The 16,268-nt window shown below is 72.5% G+C and carries 14 protein-coding genes; 8 read left to right on the top strand and 6 right to left on the bottom strand.

From position 1 onward, the window contains the following. Positions 1–111 precede the first annotated feature (111 nt). Positions 112–2,637 (bottom strand): helicase C-terminal domain-containing protein, encoded by a 2,526-nt coding sequence (locus ABZ880_RS46280; protein WP_361276947.1) that lies wholly within the window; start codon positions 2,635–2,637, stop codon positions 112–114. A gap of 189 nt (positions 2,638–2,826) precedes the next feature. Between ABZ880_RS46280 and ABZ880_RS46275 the strand changes: the two genes are divergently transcribed. Both ABZ880_RS46275 and ABZ880_RS46270 read left to right on the top strand, forming a co-directional pair. After that, positions 2,827–3,807, top strand: coding sequence for a hypothetical protein (locus tag ABZ880_RS46275; protein ID WP_361276946.1), 981 nt, complete (start codon positions 2,827–2,829; stop codon positions 3,805–3,807). A gap of 221 nt (positions 3,808–4,028) precedes the next feature. Further along, entirely contained in the window at positions 4,029–4,670 is a 642-nt protein-coding gene (locus tag ABZ880_RS46270) for an HAD family hydrolase (protein ID WP_361276944.1), read from the top strand. On the opposite strand, the gene ABZ880_RS46265 is transcribed toward ABZ880_RS46270, so the two are convergent. After that, positions 4,649–4,897 (bottom strand): hypothetical protein, encoded by a 249-nt coding sequence (locus ABZ880_RS46265; protein ID WP_030941140.1) that lies wholly within the window; start codon positions 4,895–4,897, stop codon positions 4,649–4,651. The genes ABZ880_RS46270 and ABZ880_RS46265 overlap by 22 nt on opposite strands. A gap of 164 nt (positions 4,898–5,061) precedes the next feature. Here ABZ880_RS46265 and ABZ880_RS46260 point away from each other — a divergent pair, with 164 nt between their 5' ends. After that, positions 5,062–5,445: a cold-shock protein gene (locus tag ABZ880_RS46260; protein WP_126393065.1), complete on the top strand. Its 384-nt coding sequence runs from the start codon at positions 5,062–5,064 to the stop codon at positions 5,443–5,445. 18 nt (positions 5,446–5,463) lie between these two features. Then, on the top strand, positions 5,464–5,958 hold the full coding sequence (locus ABZ880_RS46255) for a hypothetical protein (RefSeq protein ID WP_361276941.1): 495 nt from the start codon (positions 5,464–5,466) through the stop codon (positions 5,956–5,958). A 19-nt stretch (positions 5,959–5,977) separates the two neighbouring features. Here the strand turns inward: ABZ880_RS46255 and ABZ880_RS46250 are convergent, their stop codons facing one another. From ABZ880_RS46250 to ABZ880_RS46235, 4 genes are all read right to left on the bottom strand, one after another. Continuing rightward, on the bottom strand, positions 5,978–6,826 hold the full coding sequence (locus ABZ880_RS46250; protein ID WP_361276939.1) for a 1,4-dihydroxy-6-naphthoate synthase: 849 nt from the start codon (positions 6,824–6,826) through the stop codon (positions 5,978–5,980). Further along, complete coding sequence (locus ABZ880_RS46245; protein WP_361276937.1) at positions 6,816–7,484, bottom strand: futalosine hydrolase; 669 nt, start codon at positions 7,482–7,484, stop codon at positions 6,816–6,818. The genes ABZ880_RS46250 and ABZ880_RS46245 overlap by 11 nt, the downstream gene beginning before the upstream one ends. 11 nt (positions 7,485–7,495) lie before the next feature. Continuing rightward, positions 7,496–8,011 carry a DUF2771 domain-containing protein gene (locus tag ABZ880_RS46240; protein ID WP_361276935.1) on the bottom strand — a complete coding sequence of 172 codons (516 nt, stop codon included), beginning with the start codon at positions 8,009–8,011 and terminating at the stop codon, positions 7,496–7,498. Between the two features lie 61 nt (positions 8,012–8,072). Further along, positions 8,073–9,497, bottom strand: a complete 1,425-nt coding sequence (locus tag ABZ880_RS46235) for an MFS transporter (RefSeq protein ID WP_361276933.1) — start codon at positions 9,495–9,497, stop codon at positions 8,073–8,075. Positions 9,498–9,820: 323 nt separating this feature from the next. Here ABZ880_RS46235 and ABZ880_RS46230 point away from each other — a divergent pair, with 323 nt between their 5' ends. The 4 genes from ABZ880_RS46230 (at position 9,821) to ABZ880_RS46215 (ending at position 16,161) form a co-directional block, all read left to right on the top strand. Further along, positions 9,821–10,747 (top strand): DUF3027 domain-containing protein, encoded by a 927-nt coding sequence (locus ABZ880_RS46230; RefSeq protein WP_361276931.1) that lies wholly within the window; start codon positions 9,821–9,823, stop codon positions 10,745–10,747. Between the two features lie 133 nt (positions 10,748–10,880). Beyond that, positions 10,881–14,003, top strand: coding sequence for a molecular chaperone Hsp90 (locus ABZ880_RS46225; protein ID WP_361276929.1), 3,123 nt, complete (start codon positions 10,881–10,883; stop codon positions 14,001–14,003). Between the two features lie 192 nt (positions 14,004–14,195). Beyond that, positions 14,196–15,107, top strand: a complete 912-nt coding sequence (locus ABZ880_RS46220; protein ID WP_361276927.1) for a hypothetical protein — start codon at positions 14,196–14,198, stop codon at positions 15,105–15,107. A gap of 184 nt (positions 15,108–15,291) precedes the next feature. Then, positions 15,292–16,161 carry a hypothetical protein gene (locus tag ABZ880_RS46215; protein WP_361276925.1) on the top strand — a complete coding sequence of 290 codons (870 nt, stop codon included), beginning with the start codon at positions 15,292–15,294 and terminating at the stop codon, positions 16,159–16,161. Positions 16,162–16,268 lie beyond the last annotated feature (107 nt).

Genomic DNA, 16,268 nt, shown 5'->3' with positions numbered 1-16,268 from the left:
GCCGGTCTCGGTTCCGGTCCCGTTCAGGAAACGCTTTGCGCGAGCCCGCCCCGGAAGCCCTGGGTGAACAGTTCCAGAAGCGCAGGTGGAGCTGTTACGAAGCGGATGGATTCAGGCCTCGTCCGCCAGCTCCGCCACTCCCGTGACCCGGTGCAGCGGGTACGTGCGCACCTCGTCCGCCGTGTGGTCGTACGCCGTGACGAAGCCGCCCTCCACGCGGATCGGGGCGATGACGCGTTGGCTGGCGGAGCCCTCGGCGTTGACGTAGCCGATCCAGAGGGCCTCGCCGGTGAGGACGGCGGCCTGCATGGTGGCGAGGGTCTCGGCGGAGCTGGTCCGGGGGAGACCGCCGGGCGCCAGGGGGGCGGCCGCGTCGGTCGGTTTGCGTGGGGTCGTCGAGGCCAGGTCGCCCGCCCTGATGGCGCGGATCGCGGCCGCGAGGAGCGTCGCGTCGGGGGTCGGGGGGCCGTCCGGGACCGGCTCGGGGGCGGTGCGGGGCGGGGTGCGGTGGGCGTCGACGCGGGTGATCAGGACGTCGCCCTCCGCCGACTCGGCGGCCGGGGCGAAGCCCATCGTGCGCAGACCGTCGAGGAGGGTCGCCGGGTCGGCCTGGGTGGCGAGCACGGTGGGCGCCAGGCGCCGCAGCCGCAGGCCCGCGGCGCGCTTGTCGGCGAGGATCTCGTTCAGCAGGGCGTCGTCGTCGCAGCGCACGTACGCCGAGGCCGCCCCGACCCGCAGATGGCCGTGCTTGCGGGCCACGTCGTCGATCAGATACGCCAGCGGCTGGGGCACCGGGGTGCGGGAGTGGGTGGCGAGGAAGGCCTGCAGGTCGGAGGCGGTACGGCCGGCGTCCAGGGCCCGCCGTACCGAACCGGGCGTGAAGCGGTACACCGTCGCCCCGCCCTTCGACTCCACGTCCGCCAGCACCCCCAGCATGTCGGCCAGCGGCCGCTGGAGCGGGCCGGGTGCCACCGCCGTCAGGTCCGCCTGGAGCAGGACGTGGTCCAGGGGTTCGGGGAGGAGCGGGGTGAGGAGGCGGGTGGCCGCGGCCGAGGCGGTGGCCTGTTCGGCGGAGGAGAGGGGCTCCAGGACGACCGGTACGTGGTGGACGGGGAGCTTGTCGCCGGGGCCCTCCTTCGAGTGCGCGGGCTTGGCCGGCGCCGGCGCCCCCAGCAGCGCCCGGCCGTGCGCCGACAGGGCGCCCCGCCCCGTCACGCCCAGCATCTCCGCCTCCGACAGCGCCCACTTGGCGAGCCTGCCGCGCAGATCGTCGTCCTGCTGCGGACCGCGCAACGGCCGCTCCCACTTCAGCCGGGCCAGCACCGACTCGGCGGACGGCGACGCCCCCTCCGGCAGCCCGGCCAGCAGCGTCAGCACCCGGTGCCGTATCTCCGGCGCGGCGCTGCGGTCGAGGCCCGGCCCGAGCGCCGACAGCGTCCGGTCCTTCGCGTCCCGCCCGCCGACCACCCCCGCCGTGCGGGTCGCCGTCAGCCAGGCCTCCGCGAGCCGCGTCCAGCGCTCGGCGGCGGGCCGCTCCAGCCACTCGTCGTAGGCCGGGGTCGCCGCGTACCGCTCGTCGGCCTCGCCGTCGGACGCCAGCAGCCCGGCCGCGTAGGCGAGTTCGACCCAGAAGGCGGCGACGGGCTCGGACACGTCGAGCGCGACCGCGGTCCGCTTCAGGTCCCGCACGCTCAGCCCGCCGGCCCGCAGCACGGTCGGCCCGCCCTCGTCCCAGTCCTTCAGCAGCTCCTCGACGGTCGCCAGCGCGGTGTACGCCTGCCCGGCCGCCGTCGTGTCCACAACCTGTGGACGGTGCACGGCCGTCGGCTCCAGCGCGGGCGGCATCGGCTCGGTGGCCCGGTGCGCACGGCCGCCGCGCAGGTGCAGCGCCACTTCACGCGGGAGTACGACGGTCCCGGGCGCCGTCGGCAGCAGCAGCCCCCGGTCCAGCAGCCAGCGCAGCCGGGGCGCCGGATCGGCCGTGACCTGGCCGTACGGCGGCCCCCACACCAGCCGCTCCAGCACCTCCCGCGACTCCGCGGGCGCCCCGGCGAGCAGCGCGCCCATCCGCCTGCGGTCGGCGAACAGGCCGGTCAGCGCGGCCGCGGCGGACACGGAGTCGTGCGTCGAGGACAGCCCGGCGGCGCCGACGATCTCCTGGATACGGCCCGGCGACATACCCGCGGTCGCCTCCTGCACGCTCGGCCCGAGCCCCGTCGGCGACGGGTGCTGCGGCGACGGGGCGAGCAGCTCGCGGGCGGTGCGCACCAGCCGCAGCCGGTCGTCACCGCCCCACACCAGCGCCTGCTCACGCAGGGTGCCCAGGGCCCGGGGGAGCGCCGTGACCACCGCCGGATCCCCCTCGTCCCCGCTCATCAGCCCGTGCAGCTCCTCGTACGACGCCGGGTCCGCCGCCACGGCCAGCGCTTCCGCGGTCTGCAGCGCGAAACGGTCCAGCCGCTCGAGGGCGCGGACCACCGAGGCGCGGGTGCCGGCGCGGGTGGCGAGCTGGGTGAGGTCGGTGGGGACCGGGGTGATGAGATCTGGGCGCGCGCGGAGCAGCTCCGCGAGGGAAGCGTCGTCCCTGATGCGGAGCGCTTCCGCGAGGGAGCGTGGCGGGGTGGCCGGGGTGCTCATCTGACTCACGGTAGCGGGTGGGCGCGCGTACCCGGGGGCTCCGCCCCCAGACCCCCGTCGGCCCGAAGGGCCTCGTCCTCAAACGCCGGACGGGCCGGTCGTCGCGGACGGCGCTTCGGCTGTACCGCACCCCCACGCGGTACCTTCGTCCAACCGGGTATGCAACGCACTGGCCCCGGAGGGGACTTCGTGGGTATCGAAAGCGACAAGGTCGTCTACGAGTATCTGAGCCGCGTCGGTGACGTGGCGCAGCAACGGCAGCTGCCGTCCGCCGCGCGCATGCGCCTGGTGTCGGAGTTGCGCAACGAGATCGACCGCCGCCGGGCCAAGGCCACCGTCGACAGTCCCGCCGCCGTACGCCGCATCCTCTCCCGGCTCGGCACCCCCGACGAGGTCGTCGCCGCCGCGGGAGGCACCGCCGACACCCCGCGGGCGACCCCGACCCACGTGCCCGTACAGCGCGACGACGAGCCGGACGACGGCAAGCGGCTGCCGAAGAGCCTGCGCCGGGTCGTACCGCGCCCGCGTCCCGCCCAGCCCGAGACGCCCGCCCCCTCCGACGCACCCTCCCCGCCGCACCTCGCCGGCGCCGCGGAACTCGGCGGCAGCGCCACCCAGCCCGACTGGTGGCGGGTGGACAGCACCCCGTTCGGGGAAAGCGTCCCGGGATTCACCGGCGGTGTGGAGATCCCGGAGCTCCTCAGGCCGCCGCGGCCGAAGGAACCGGAGGAGGAGAAGCAGCCACCGGCCACCGAGAAGGCCGTGGAGGCGGAGGAGGAGGTCGTGCCCGAGGCACCGGCCAAGGAGCGCCGCCGCCTCGTCCTCCCAGCCGGCGGCCGGAGCAACCCGCTCCTGCTGATCGCCGCCGGGCTGCTCGTCGTCGGCGCGATCCTCGGCAACTGGTTCGCCCTGCTGCTTGGCTGGCTCATCGCCTACGCCTCCCGGCGGCTGACCCAGAACGAGTCGAAGTGGGCGGTCATCGGCATGCCGAGCGTGGCGGTCGCGGCCGGAATCGTGTGGCTGTGGGGCAGGAGCGAAGGCCGCTGGGGCGACCCCATCGCCCAGGGCCACATGAGCGACGCCGTCGCCCAGACCTGGCCATGGGTGGTGCGGGGCGCGGCGGTGGCATCGGCGCTGTTCATCGTCTGGCGGTCGCAGCGAAAGGTGTAGGCCCCCGATGAGGAAGATAGCGAAGGCCGCTGGGGCGACCCCATCGCCCAGGGCCACATGAGCGACGCCGTCGCCCAGACCTGGCCATGGGTGGTGCGGGGCGCGGCGGTGGCATCGGCGCTGTTCATCGTCTGGCGGTCGCAGCGAAAGGTGTAGGCCCCCGATGAGGAAGATGTAGCTCACACCGGTCGGGCGACTTCCCGTTGTACGGGGTGGGCACAATGGCCCATATGGCCTCTACGACTGCGCCCGCCCTGACCGTCGGCTTCGACCTCGACATGACCCTCATCGACTCCCGGCCCGGCATCCACGCCTGCTACCTGGCGCTGTCCGAGCGGACGGGGACGTACATCGACGCCGATCTCGCGATCACCCGGCTCGGGCCGCCGCTCGCCGACGAGCTGGTCAACTGGTTCCCCCAGGAGCAGATCGAGGTCATGGCCGATCTGTACCGGTCGATGTACCCGACGATCGCCATCGCCGCGACGCCCGCGATGACCGGCGCCCGTGAGGCGATCGACGCCGTGCAGGCGGCCGGCGGGCGGGCGATCGTGGTGACCGCAAAGTACGAGCCGAATGCCAAGCTGCACCTGGAGCACCTCGGCATCCACCCCGACGAGGTCGTCGGCGACCTGTGGGCCGAGCAGAAGGCGGAGGCGCTGCGCGAGCACGGGGCCGGGGTCTACGTCGGCGACCACATCGGGGACGTGCGCGGTGCGCGCAAGGCCGACGCGCTGTCCGTCGCCGTGGCGACCGGTCCGTGCAGCGTGGAGGAGCTGAGCACGGCCGGGGCGGACGTGGTGCTCGGAGACCTCACGGAGTTCCCGGGCTGGCTCGCGGACTACCGTCCCGCGCGCGCCTGACGGCGGCCCGCCGCAATCGAACGCAGCACTCCGGCACCGGCGATCAGGAAGCCGACTCCCATGAGCATGCTCAGTCCGAACATGTACGTCGGAAATGGCTTCGCGTGGAGGAACAGCGGAGCCACTGTGACGAGTGTGGCCAGGGCACCGAGGAAGAACACGATGGCACCGGCACGGATCAGTCGGTCACCGGGCTCGGCGGAATTCGTTTGGGTTTTGTCACGCACCGGACCAGGGTAGTTCCCAGCCCGAAGGAACAACCCGGCGACGTCTTGTCACCGGCCTGAAGACCATTAGCCTTGGTACCGGCGGGTCCGCGACGACCCGCCCCAGTGCTATCAAGAGCCGTTTCCGAAGCAGTTTTCCGACGAGTACGAGGACGAGGACAGACGTGCCTACCGGCAAGGTCAAGTGGTTCAACAGCGAGAAGGGCTTCGGCTTTCTCTCCCGGGACGACGGCGGTGACGTCTTCGTTCATTCCTCGGTCCTCCCCGCCGGAGTCGAGACGCTCAAGCCGGGCCAGCGCGTGGAGTTCGGCGTCGTCGCCGGACAGCGCGGCGACCAGGCGCTCTCGGTCACCGTCCTGGACCCGACCCCTTCGGTCGCGGCGGCCACCCGTAAGAAGCCGGACGAACTGGCCTCCATCGTCCAGGATCTGACGACCCTCCTCGAGAACATCACGCCGATGCTCGAGAAGGGCCGCTACCCCGACAAGGCCTCCGGCAAGAAGATCGCCGGCCTGCTCCGTGCCGTCGCCGACCAGCTCGACGTGTAACTCCTCGAAACAGCCGACGTGACCGACATACGCACCGACCCCGGGGGCGGGGCCAGGAACAAGGCCCCGTCCACCGAACTGCTGGAGCGGATCCGGCGGCAGCGTCGGCACACCCTGGAACTGCTCACCGTCTCCGCCGTGGGCCTGGTCCCGTGGACGGTCCTGCTGTGGTTCACGCTGCCCAGCGGCTACACGGTCCGCCAATATCGCACGGCCTGGGTCGGCTTCGACGCCCTGCTCGTGCTCGCGATGGCGTGCACCGCCCTGCTCGGCTGGCGCCGCCACCGCGCCGTCGCCGTGGCGGCCACCGCGACGGCGGCCCTGCTGCTCTGCGACGCATGGTTCGACGTGTCACTCGCCCTCGGCACCCCGGACGTGTGGCTGTCGGCGGCGCTCGCCGTGGCCGTCGAACTCCCGCTGGCCTGGTTCCTCGTCCGCAGGGTGCTGGGCATGCTGTCCCTGGCCCAATGGCCGCCCCGCACACCCCTGGCCGACGGCGACGAGGACTGCTGACCCGACCGGACCGTCCGGATCAGGGGAAGTCGAGCGCCTCCGGTCCGAGCGCCGGTACCAGCCCCTCGGCCGCCGCCCGCGTCAACAACCCCCGGATCGCCGCATACCCGTCGTCCCCCAGATCCGCGGTGAACTCGTTGACGTACAGCCCGATGTGCTGGTCGGCGACGGCCGGATCCATCTCCTGCGCGTGCTCCATGACATAAGGCCGGGAGACCTCGGGCTCGTCCCAGGCGGCGCGCACGGAGGTGCGGATGGAGTCGGCCAGCCCCGTGAGGGCCTCGGCGCCCAGTGACCGCTTGGCGATGATCGCGCCCAGCGGAATGGGCAGGCCCGTGGTGTCCTCCCAGTGCTCGCCCATGTCCGCGAGCTTGTGCAGGCCGTAGTTCTGGTACGTGAAGCGCGCCTCGTGGATGACGAGCCCCGCGTCGACCTTCCCGTCCCGCACGGCGGGCATGATCTCGTGGAAGGGCATGACCACGATCTCGCCGACCCCGCCGGGGACCGTGTCCGCCGCCCACAGCCGGAACAGCAGATACGCCGTCGACCTCTCGCTCGGCACGGCGACGGTACGACCGGCCAGATCTCCGGGTTCCCGGGTGAGCACCAGCGGCCCGCAGCCCCGCCCCAGCGCGCCCCCGCACGGCAGCAGCGCGTACTCGTCGAGGACGTACGGCAGCACCGCGTACGACACCTTCAGTACGTCGAACTCGCCGCGCTCGGCCATGCCGTTGGTGATGTCGATGTCCGCGAAGGTCACGTCGAGCGCGGGCGCACCCGGGACGCGGCCGTGCGCGAGGGCGTCGAAGACGAAGGTGTCGTTCGGGCAGGGCGAGTACGCGATCTGCAGCGGCTGCTCACTGGTCATGGCTGTTCCAACCCTCCAGTACGGGCTCGAGCTTCCCGAAGGCGTCCGTCAGGGCCGCGAGCGCGTCGCCGATGCGCCACGCGGCGCGGTCGCGCGGGCCGACGGGGTTGGAGACCGCGCGGATCTCCAGCACGGGCAGGTCATGCGCGGCGGCCGCCTCGGCGACCCCGAAGCCCTCCATCGCCTCGGCGAGGGCACGGGGGTGGCGGGCACGGAGCTCCGCGGCACGCTCGGCGGTGCCGGTCACCGTGGAGACGGTCAGTACGGCGCCGGGGCGAGCTCCGGTGGCGGCCACGAGGTCTCGTACGAGTGATTTTGGCGGACGGTGGGTGACGGTCCCGAAGCCGAGCTCGGTGACCGGTACGAACCCCTCGGCCGTCTCGGCGCCCAGATCGGCCGCGGTGATCTCGTCGGCGACGACGAGCGAGCCGACGGGCGCCTCCGGCTGGAAACCGCCGGCGATCCCGGCGGAGACGACGAGGCCGTACGGTGCGCCCTGCAGGGCGGCGGTGGTGAGGGCGGTCGCGGTGGAGGCGGCGGCCAGGGCGGGGCCCACACCCGCGGCGATCACCGTGATGCCGGCCCCGGTGAACGCCCGTGCCACCGCGTCCCGTTCGGCGGGAACCGCGGTGGCCACCAGGACGCGTACGGACGACATGGAAGCCGTGGTCAGTCGTCCTTCTTGAGCTTGAAGGACCACAGGCCGGTCGCGGCGCTGCTGCTCTTCTTGCCGTCGCCCGCCTTGATGGTGACCAGGGTGGAGTTGCCCTGGGCGCCGTACTGGGCGTTGAAGAAGACGCTGCCCGGGATGGTGCGGTAGGTCTTGTCGCTGTCCTCGACGAGCGGCTGACCGTTCATCAGGATCGTCCACCGCTTGTCGGCGATGTCGGGGTCGACGCCGAAGCGGACGGTCTCGTCGGGGTCGACCTTGATGGACTTGATGTCGTTGTCCTTCAGGCACTTCGCGAGGTCCGCGGTCTGCAGGGTCTTGCCCTCGCCGCCGCAGGTGGCCTCCGAGCTGACCGAGGAGCGGCCGACCGTGATCGTGGACAGCGGGGTCGGCTTGTCACACGCCGACAGGACGAGCAGTCCGGCGGAAACGGCGCCGGCGGCGGCGACGGCGCGGCGGCGTCGCACAGCAGCGGCGTTGACATCAGCGGCTCCGCCGCGTGGCATCGAGGTCATGGCGGAAGGCTATAGGGCGCCTTCGACGGTCTCTTTACGCGGGGTACGGCGTGCCTGTGTGTTACGCCACGCGAGGCTTCACGCCGCCCCCGCGGTGGGCCGAGCCGATCAGGCCGCGGACGGTGGTGACCCAGCCGAGGGCGATGACCGCGGCGGCCACACACAGGCCCGCCGTGCCGTTGAGGGGCATCACGATGCCGATCGCGCCGCCCAGCACCCAGGCCATCTGCAGCATGGTCTCGGAGCGCGCGAACGCCGACGGGCGCACCGTCTCGGGCACGTCCCGCTGGATCAGCGCGTCCAGGGACAGCTTGGCCAGCGCCTGGGAGAACCCGGCGAACGCGGCCAGACACGCCACGAGGAACGCACCGAAGAAGATCGCGGCCGTGATCGCCACGCCGAGCACGATCGGCAGGACCGTCACGATGATGATCTCCGGCGCCCGCTGCCGCAGCCCCGCCCCGACCGCCGTACCGAGCGCGTTGCCCGCGCCCGCCGCGACGGCCACTATCCCCAGTGAGACGGCCGCGCTGGAGCCGGTCAGCGGGTGCTCGCGCAGCAGGAAGGCGAGGAAGAAGGTCAGGAAACCGGACAGCCAGCGCAGGGCCGCGTTGGCGCCGAGCGCGTGGGTGACCGCGATGCCGACCGTCCTGAGGCCCGGCCGCTTGACCGGTTTGAGGTGCGGACCGTGCAGATGCTCGGCGTCCGCCGCGAGCAGTGCGGTGTCCTCGCCCTTGGCCGAGTCGACCTTCGGGGCCAGGGTGAAGGACAGGAACATGCCCCAGATGTAGATCACGAAGGCGCCGTAGAGCGGCCAGCGCGGCCCTATCGCGTGCAGCCCCGCCCCGATCGGCGCGGCGACACCGGTGGCGAGGAGCCCGCCGAGCGTGACCCGTGAGTTGGCCTTGACGAGGGAGAACTTGGGCGGGAGCAGCCGGGGCACGACGGCACTTCTCACCACGCCGTACGCCTTCGACGCGACCAGCACGCCCAGCGCGGCCGGATACAGCTGGAGGCTGCCGGTGCTGACGGCGCCGGCGATGATCAGCGCGAGCAGCGCCCGGGCGAGCATCGAGCCGGCCATGGCGGCGCGGCGGCCGTGCGGGAGCCGGTCGAGGAGCGGCCCGATGACGGGGGCGAGGACGGTGAAGGGTGCCATGGTGATGGCGAGATAGAGCGCGACCCGCCCCCGCGCCTCGTCCGTCGGCACGGAGAAGAAGACGGTCGAGGCGAGGGCGACGGTGATCATGACGTCGCCGGCACCGTTGACCGCGTGCAGTTCGATCAGCTTGCCGAGGCCGGACTCGCCGGCTCCGTGCGCATGCGTGGCCTTCCTGATGCCGCGGGCGGTTCCGGTCACCGGGAAGTGCAGGGCACGGCCGACCGCGCGGACGGACCCGCCGAACCGGCCCGAACCGCCACCACGACTGCTGCCCTTGACCCCACCGACCCCGGTGGCTCCTTGGGGTGTCCTTGCGGCTGCCACTCCGTCATAGTGCCCCGAGAAAGCTGTGTGTAGTGCGGTTACCGCGCGTATGGGCGCGTACTTGGCGAGTCGATCGCCTCGAGGTGATGGGGAAACGTCCCGTCGGTGTAGGCCGAGCGGTCGCGAGAAGGTAGCGTGCGTAGCGCGCCGTGGCGAACGTTCTCGGCCGCGCGCCTCACGGACATCCCGCAGAATGGATGTATGAGGTGCGCCCGAGCGCGATCGGGCGCGGACGTCGACGCGGTCCTTTTGTCCGCTCCGTCCGCACCCACCGCCTTCAGGCCGGCGCACCCGAGTGACGGCGTAGGAGAGAAGCGATACCTGTGAGCGCAGCGACAACGCGAAGCCGCACCCCCGACCGCCTGTGTGCCGAGGCCGTCGACCTCGCCCGCGCCGCAGCCGAGGAGGCCGCCGCGCCCGGCGTGGTCGGCGAGCACGCGGGGCACGCGTCCGAGGGTGACCGCGTTGTCACGCACTTCTTCGAGTGCAAGGAGCTCGGGTACCGGGGCTGGCGCTGGGCGGTGACGGTGGCGCGAGCGTCGCGGGCGAAGGTGGTGACGCTGGACGAGGTCGTCCTGCTGCCGGGCCCCGATGCCCTCCTCGCCCCGGAGTGGGTGCCGTGGAGCGAGCGTCTGCGCCCCGGTGACATGGGCCCGGGGGATCTTCTCCCCACGGACGCCGAGGACCTCCGCCTGGAGCCCGGCTACTCCGGCGAGGACGAGCCGTCCCCGGCCTCTCCCGTCTCCGAGGAGATGGCGGAGCTGGTGGAGGCGGAGGACGCGGAGGTCACGGCGGGCGCCCCCGCGAACCTTCCCGTCGTGCCGACCCGCGGCTCGATCGCGTCGGTCGCCGAGGAACTGGGCATGCGCAGGGCCCGTGTTCTGTCGCGCTACGGCCTGCATGTCGCCGCGGACCGCTGGGAGGAGTCGTACGGCTCGAAGACACCGATGGCACAGGCGGCGCCCGCGTCCTGTGTGAGCTGCGGCTTCCTGCAGCCGATCGGCGGTTCGCTGGGCCAGGCCTTCGGCGTCTGCGCGAACGAGTTCTCACCGGCCGACGGTCGTGTGGTCTCCCTCGCCTACGGCTGCGGGGGCCACTCCGAGGCCGCGATCATGCCGAAGCCGCCCCAGCCGGCCCCGCCGGTGATCGACGAGACGAAGGTGGACCCCTTCCCGCTGCGACCGGCGGCGGACTCGGGTTCGGTGTCGGCGATCCCGGACGAGGAGTCCGCGGAACTGGGCCACTCGTAAGGGCACTTCCAGACCCTGCGGTATTTCCGGCCCGTCCGGCGATTGAGGACGAGGCCGGGTAGGGAGGCAGGGGCGGCGGGGGCGAAGAACATCTCGCGGTACCTTCGTGCTCACGTCGACGAGGAGAGCCAACGTGAGCAAGTTCGTGCGGCCGGCAGCCGAAGGTGCGGACCCCTTCGGGACCGCCCGCCTCAGGCGAGGCGTACTCGACGCCTGGGCCACCAGCCCCGCCCGCTTCCGTGAGGACGCCAACGCCGAGGAGGACCTCGTCCTCGGCGGCTACCGCGACCGCCTCGTCGTAGAGCTCGCCCAGAACGCCGCCGACGCGGCCGCCCGCGCCGGCGTCCCCGGCCGCCTCCGCCTCACCCTCCGCGACGGCGTCCTCGTCGCCGCCAACACCGGCGCCCCCCTCGACGCGACCGGCGTCGAGTCCCTCGCCACCCTCCGCGCCAGTGCCAAACGGGACGCCGACGACACGACCGTCGGCCGCTTCGGCGTCGGCTTCTCCGCCGTACTCGCCGTCACCGACGAGCCCGCCGTCGTCGGCCGCCACGGCGGTGTCCGGTGGTCCCTCGCCGAGGCCCGGGTGCTGGCCGCCGACACCGCCCGGCACAGTCCGGGGCTGGGGGACGAGATCCGGCGGCGCGACGGGCATGTCCCGCTCCTCCGCCTCCCCTTCGCCGCCGAGGGCACCGCTCCCGACCCGTACGACACGGCCGTCATCCTCCCGCTGCGCGACGCGGCCGCCGCCGACCTTGCGGAGCGCCTGCTCGACGCCGTCGACGACGCCCTCCTCCTCGCCCTCCCGGGCCTGGAGGAAGTGGTCGTGGAGACCGGCACCGTCCGCACCCTCCGCCGCACGGCCGACGGTCCCCTCACCGTCGTGGAGGACTCCCTCGACGGCATCACCCGCTGGCGTACCGTCTCCGCGCACGGCCCCCTCACCGCGGACCTCCTCGCCGACCGGCCCGTGGAGGAGCGGCTGCGTCCCCACTGGTCCGTGACCTGGGCGGTGCCGGTCGACTCCGACGGCGGCGGTCCGGCCCGCCCCCGCACCAGTCCGTACGTCCACGCGCCCACCCCCAGCGACGAGCCCCTCGGCGTCCCCGCCCTGCTCATCGCCTCCTTCCCGCTCGACACCACCCGCCGGCACGCGGCCCCCGGCCCGCTCACCGACTTCCTGGTGCAGCGAGCGGCGGACGCGTACGCCGAACTCCTCGCCGAGTGGCGGCCGGTGGGTGAGGGGATCATCGGTCTCGTGCCCGGGCCGCTGGGCAAGGGGGAACTGGACGGAGCCCTGCGGCAGGCGATCCTCGAGCGGCTGCCCCGCACCTCCTTCCTGCCGCCCGCCGCCGAGCCCCACGGGGACGACGACGAGCTGCCGGAGTCCCTGCGCCCGCGGGACGCCGAGGTCGTCGAGGGCGCGGGCGCCGACACCGTGCGGGTCCTCGCCGAGGTGCTGCCCACCCTGCTCCCCGCCGGGCTCGAACGGCGGGTGGAGCTCAGGACGTTGGGCGTCGCCCGGGTCCCGCTCACCGACGCCGTGGACCGGCTCGCGGGGCTGGAGAAGGAGCCCGGCTGGTGGCGGCGGCTCTACGACAGCCTGGCGGGAGTGGACCCGGAACGGCTCTCGGGCCTCCCCGTCCCGCTCGCCGACGGGCGTACGACCATCGGGCCCCGGCAGGTTCTGCTGCCGACCGCGGATGCCGCCCGTATCGACCCCGAGGTGCTCGCCCGCCTCGGCCTCAAGGTCGCCCACCCGGACGCCGCCCACCCCCTCCTGGAGAAGCTCGGCGCCCTCCCGGCGACGCCCCGCGCCGTCCTCACCACCCCCCAGGTGCGCACCGCCGTCGCCGCCTCCCTCGACGAGGACGGCGGGCTCGACTGGGAGCAGGACGCGCCCGACGCCGAGGAGCTGGCCGACACGGTCCTCGCGCTGGTGCGGGACGCGGGTCTGGAGCCCGGTGACGAGCCGTGGCTCGGGGCCCTGGCCCTTCCCGACGAGGACGGGGAGCTCGCCCCGGCCGGCGAACTCGTCCTCCCCGGCAGCCCCTTCCACCAGGTCATGCGGGAGGACGAACTCGCCACCGTCGACGGCGACTTGGCCGACAAGTGGGGGCAGCAGCCCTTGGCCGCCTGTGGTGTGCTCGCCAACTTCGCCCTCGTCCGGGCCACCGACGTCGTCCTCGATCCCGACGAACTGGAGCCCCGCGAGGGCGACTTCGCCGAGCCCGACGACGCCGGGCTGCTGGACGCCGTGGACGTGTGGAGCGAGGACGTCCTCGACCGCTTCCCGGACACCCCCGTACCGCCGGTCGCCACCGAGCTGATCGCCGTACGGGACCTGGACCTGGTGGACGACGACAAGTGGCCGCAGGCCCTCGCCCTGCTCGCCCAGCCGCCCCTGCGCGACGCCCTCACCCAGCCGGTACGGATCCTGCTGCCCGACGGCACGCACGAAGTCGTACGGCCCTACACGGCATGGTGGCTGCGCGGGCACCCGGTGCTCGACGGCCGCCGTCCCGCCGGGCTGCTGGCCTCCGGCGGCGACCCGCTGCTGCGCGGCCTGTACGACGAGGCCGACGCCACCGGGTTCGACGACGAGCAGGTGCTGCGGGCGCTCGGTGTGCGCACCTCCGTGGCCGCGCTGCTCGACGAGCCGGGCGGGGCCGCCGAGCTGCTCGACCGCCTCGCCGACCCGGACCGCCGGGTCACCGGCGCCCAACTGCACGCCCTCTACGGCTCCTTGGCCGACCTCGATCCCGAGCAGGTGACCCTGCCGGACGAGCTGCGTGCCGTCGTCGACGGGCGCGTCGAGGTCGTGGACGCCGCCGACGCCGTGGTCGTCGACTCGCCCGACCTGCTGCCCTTCACCGAGGGTGTCCCGCTGCTGCCGGTGCGGCCCGCGCGGGCCGCCGAACTGGCCGAGCTGTTCCAGGTGCGGCGGCTGAGCGAGTCCGTCACCGGCGAGGTGGACTCCGAGGGCGCCGAGCACGACGTGCCGGACTCGGTACGGGTCCTGCTCGGCTCTCGCACCCCGTCGACGTACGTCGAGCACGAGGAGCTCGTCGTCGACGGCGTGGAGCTGGACTGGCGGCTGACCTCGGACGGCGTGCTGCACGCCGCCACCCTGGAGGGCGTCGCCGCCGGGCTCGCCTGGGCGGCGGGGCAGTGGCCGCGGCGGTTCGAGGTGGCGGCCCTGCTGGAGGACCCCTCGCGGACGGAGGAGCTGGCGCGGGACCGGTGGTTCGACTGACGGCTGACGTGCGGGTTCCTTGATCTCAAAATTTCCCGCACGAATTATTCACCTGCCGTACAACCATTCCCATGCGTCACGGATCTGATCACGTGAGCCAACAGGCTCACCGATCACTTGGGCCCCGACGGGACGACGTGCCGTTGGGGGGACGACCCCCTTCGGGGCCCCTTTCTCCATACGGGGATACACATGCGCATACGTGCCACCGTGGCCGCCGTCTCCGGTGCCCTGGCCCTGTCCGCCCTCGCCGCGCCGGCCGCGCTCGCCGCCGACTCGCCGAAGGTTCCCGCGGATGTCGCCGCCGCCGTCGAGGCCGTCCACGCCGGCTCCGGCAGGACCGCGTTCGCCGCCGACGCGACCGGTACGCCGTACGAGCTGAACGCCTCCTTCTCCAACGTGAAGGTCAACAAGGGCAAGAACATCGCCGTCGGCACCACCAACGTGGTGAAGGTGCCGGTCACCTTCACGCTCACCCACGGCGAGGAAGTGGACATCCACGCTCCGGACTTCGTCGCCGGCATCGAGCTGTACCGCGGCACGGACTTCACCGACGAGGAGTGGTGGTTCGACAGCGACGTCGCGTCCTGCACCGACTCCTCCACGACCGTCGCCTCCTGCACCGCCACCGTCGCCATCGACCCGGCGGAGCTGCTGAACGAGGACGCCGGAGCCTGGAAGGCGGCCGGCTTCGCGGTCGCGTTCAACGGCGAGGACCAGGAGAACCCGAACCTGGACAACGTCGGCGTCGCCGTGACCGACAAGGTCGCCGCCTACAACCTGCAGCGCTACTCCAAGCTGACGGTCAACGCCGCGCCCGAGCCGGTCAAGAAGGGCAAGACCGTCACGGTCACCGGCAAGCTGTCCCGCGCCAACTGGGACGACGGCAAGTACCACGGCTACACCAACCAGTCGGTGAAGCTGCAGTTCCGCAAGAAGAGCTCCAGCACCTACACCACGCTGAAGACCATCAAGTCGAACTCGACGGGCGACCTGAAGACGACGACCACTGCCACGGTCGACGGCTACTACCGCTACAGCTTCGCGGGCACCACGACCACCCCGGCGGTCAGCGCCACGGGTGACTACGTCGACGTGCAGTAAGCGCGAGCGATGAGCAGCGGCCGCCCCCGGCGGGGACCCGGGGGCGGCCGTTCCTCCGCAGATCGCAACGGCTTCGTAATCTGCGCACAAAATCCGTATCGGCCGTACAACCAGTCACAACCGTCACGGATCTGATCCGGTGAGCCAACAGGCTCCACGATCACTTTCTCCACTTGGGGAACACATGCGCATACGTGCCACCGTGGCCGCCGTCTCCGGCGCCCTGGCCCTCTCCGCCTTCGCGATGCCGGCCGCCCACGCCGCCGACTCCTCCTCCTGGGAGGCGGCCTCCGCGAAGGCCCTTGCCGCGCACTCCGGCAAGACCGCGTTCAGCAGCGACGCCGCCGCCGCGGACCTCGGCGTGACCTTCTCCGACCTCAAGATCGCCAAGGCGATCAAGGTCGGCACCACGAACCACGTCTCCACCACGGTCACCTACACGCTGACCCACGGTGCGAACTACGACATCTCGTCGGACGACTTCGACAGCGGCCCGGTCATCTACAAGGGCTCGTCGATCACCACCCCGGACAACCTGCTCGGCGGCGAAGCACCCGCCACCTGCACCAAGGTCACGGACACCACCGCCACCTGCACCGGCAAGATCGACATCTACCCGGGCGAGGGCGACCTGCTCAACTCCGACGCGGGCAAGTGGACGGCCGGCGCGCTCGCACTGCAGTACAGCACGGGCGACTACTCCCTGCAGGGCGACCTCGGCTCCACGCTCGTGCAGCGCTACTCCAAGCTGACGGTCAACGCCACGCCGGAGCCGGTGAAGAAGGGCAAGACCATCACCGTCACCGGCAAGCTCTCCCGGGCCAACTGGGAGGACAACAAGTACCACGGCTACACCAACCAGCCGGTGAAGCTGCAGTTCCGCAAGAAGGGGACCAGCACCTACACCACCCTCAAGGGCATCTACTCGAACTCGACGGGTGACCTGAAGACGACGACCACCGCCACGGTCGACGGCTACTACCGCTTCTCCTTCGCAGGCACCACGACGACCCCGGCGGTCAGCGCCACGGGCGACTACGTCGACGTGCAGTAGTGCCGTGCCCCTTCACGGGCGCGGGACTCTGACATGTGCGGCTGCGCCGCGTGGGCTCGACCAGCCACGACGGGTCCGCAGTCGACACACAACATCAGCGCTTCCGG

Origin of the sequence: Streptomyces sp. NPDC047043, from assembly GCF_040644055.1 — a bacterium.
Classification (GTDB): Bacteria; Actinomycetota; Actinomycetes; order Streptomycetales; family Streptomycetaceae; genus Streptomyces.
Note: the sequence above shows the minus strand (reverse complement) of the source record. Positions and strands in the feature narration are given on the sequence as shown.

Excerpts from the sequence above, each read along its gene's own strand:
- ABZ880_RS46280 (WP_361276947.1), bottom strand. The coding sequence starts at position 2,637 with ATGAGCACCCCGGCCACCCCGCCACGCTCCCTCGCGGAAGCGCTCCGC.
- ABZ880_RS46270 (WP_361276944.1), top strand. The coding sequence starts at position 4,029 with ATGGCCCATATGGCCTCTACGACTGCGCCCGCCCTGACCGTCGGCTTC.
- ABZ880_RS46250 (WP_361276939.1), bottom strand. The coding sequence starts at position 6,826 with ATGACCAGTGAGCAGCCGCTGCAGATCGCGTACTCGCCCTGCCCGAAC.
- ABZ880_RS46245 (WP_361276937.1), bottom strand. The coding sequence starts at position 7,484 with ATGTCGTCCGTACGCGTCCTGGTGGCCACCGCGGTTCCCGCCGAACGG.
- ABZ880_RS46240 (WP_361276935.1), bottom strand. The coding sequence starts at position 8,011 with ATGACCTCGATGCCACGCGGCGGAGCCGCTGATGTCAACGCCGCTGCT.
- ABZ880_RS46220 (WP_361276927.1), top strand. The coding sequence starts at position 14,196 with ATGCGCATACGTGCCACCGTGGCCGCCGTCTCCGGTGCCCTGGCCCTG.
- ABZ880_RS46215 (WP_361276925.1), top strand. The coding sequence starts at position 15,292 with ATGCGCATACGTGCCACCGTGGCCGCCGTCTCCGGCGCCCTGGCCCTC.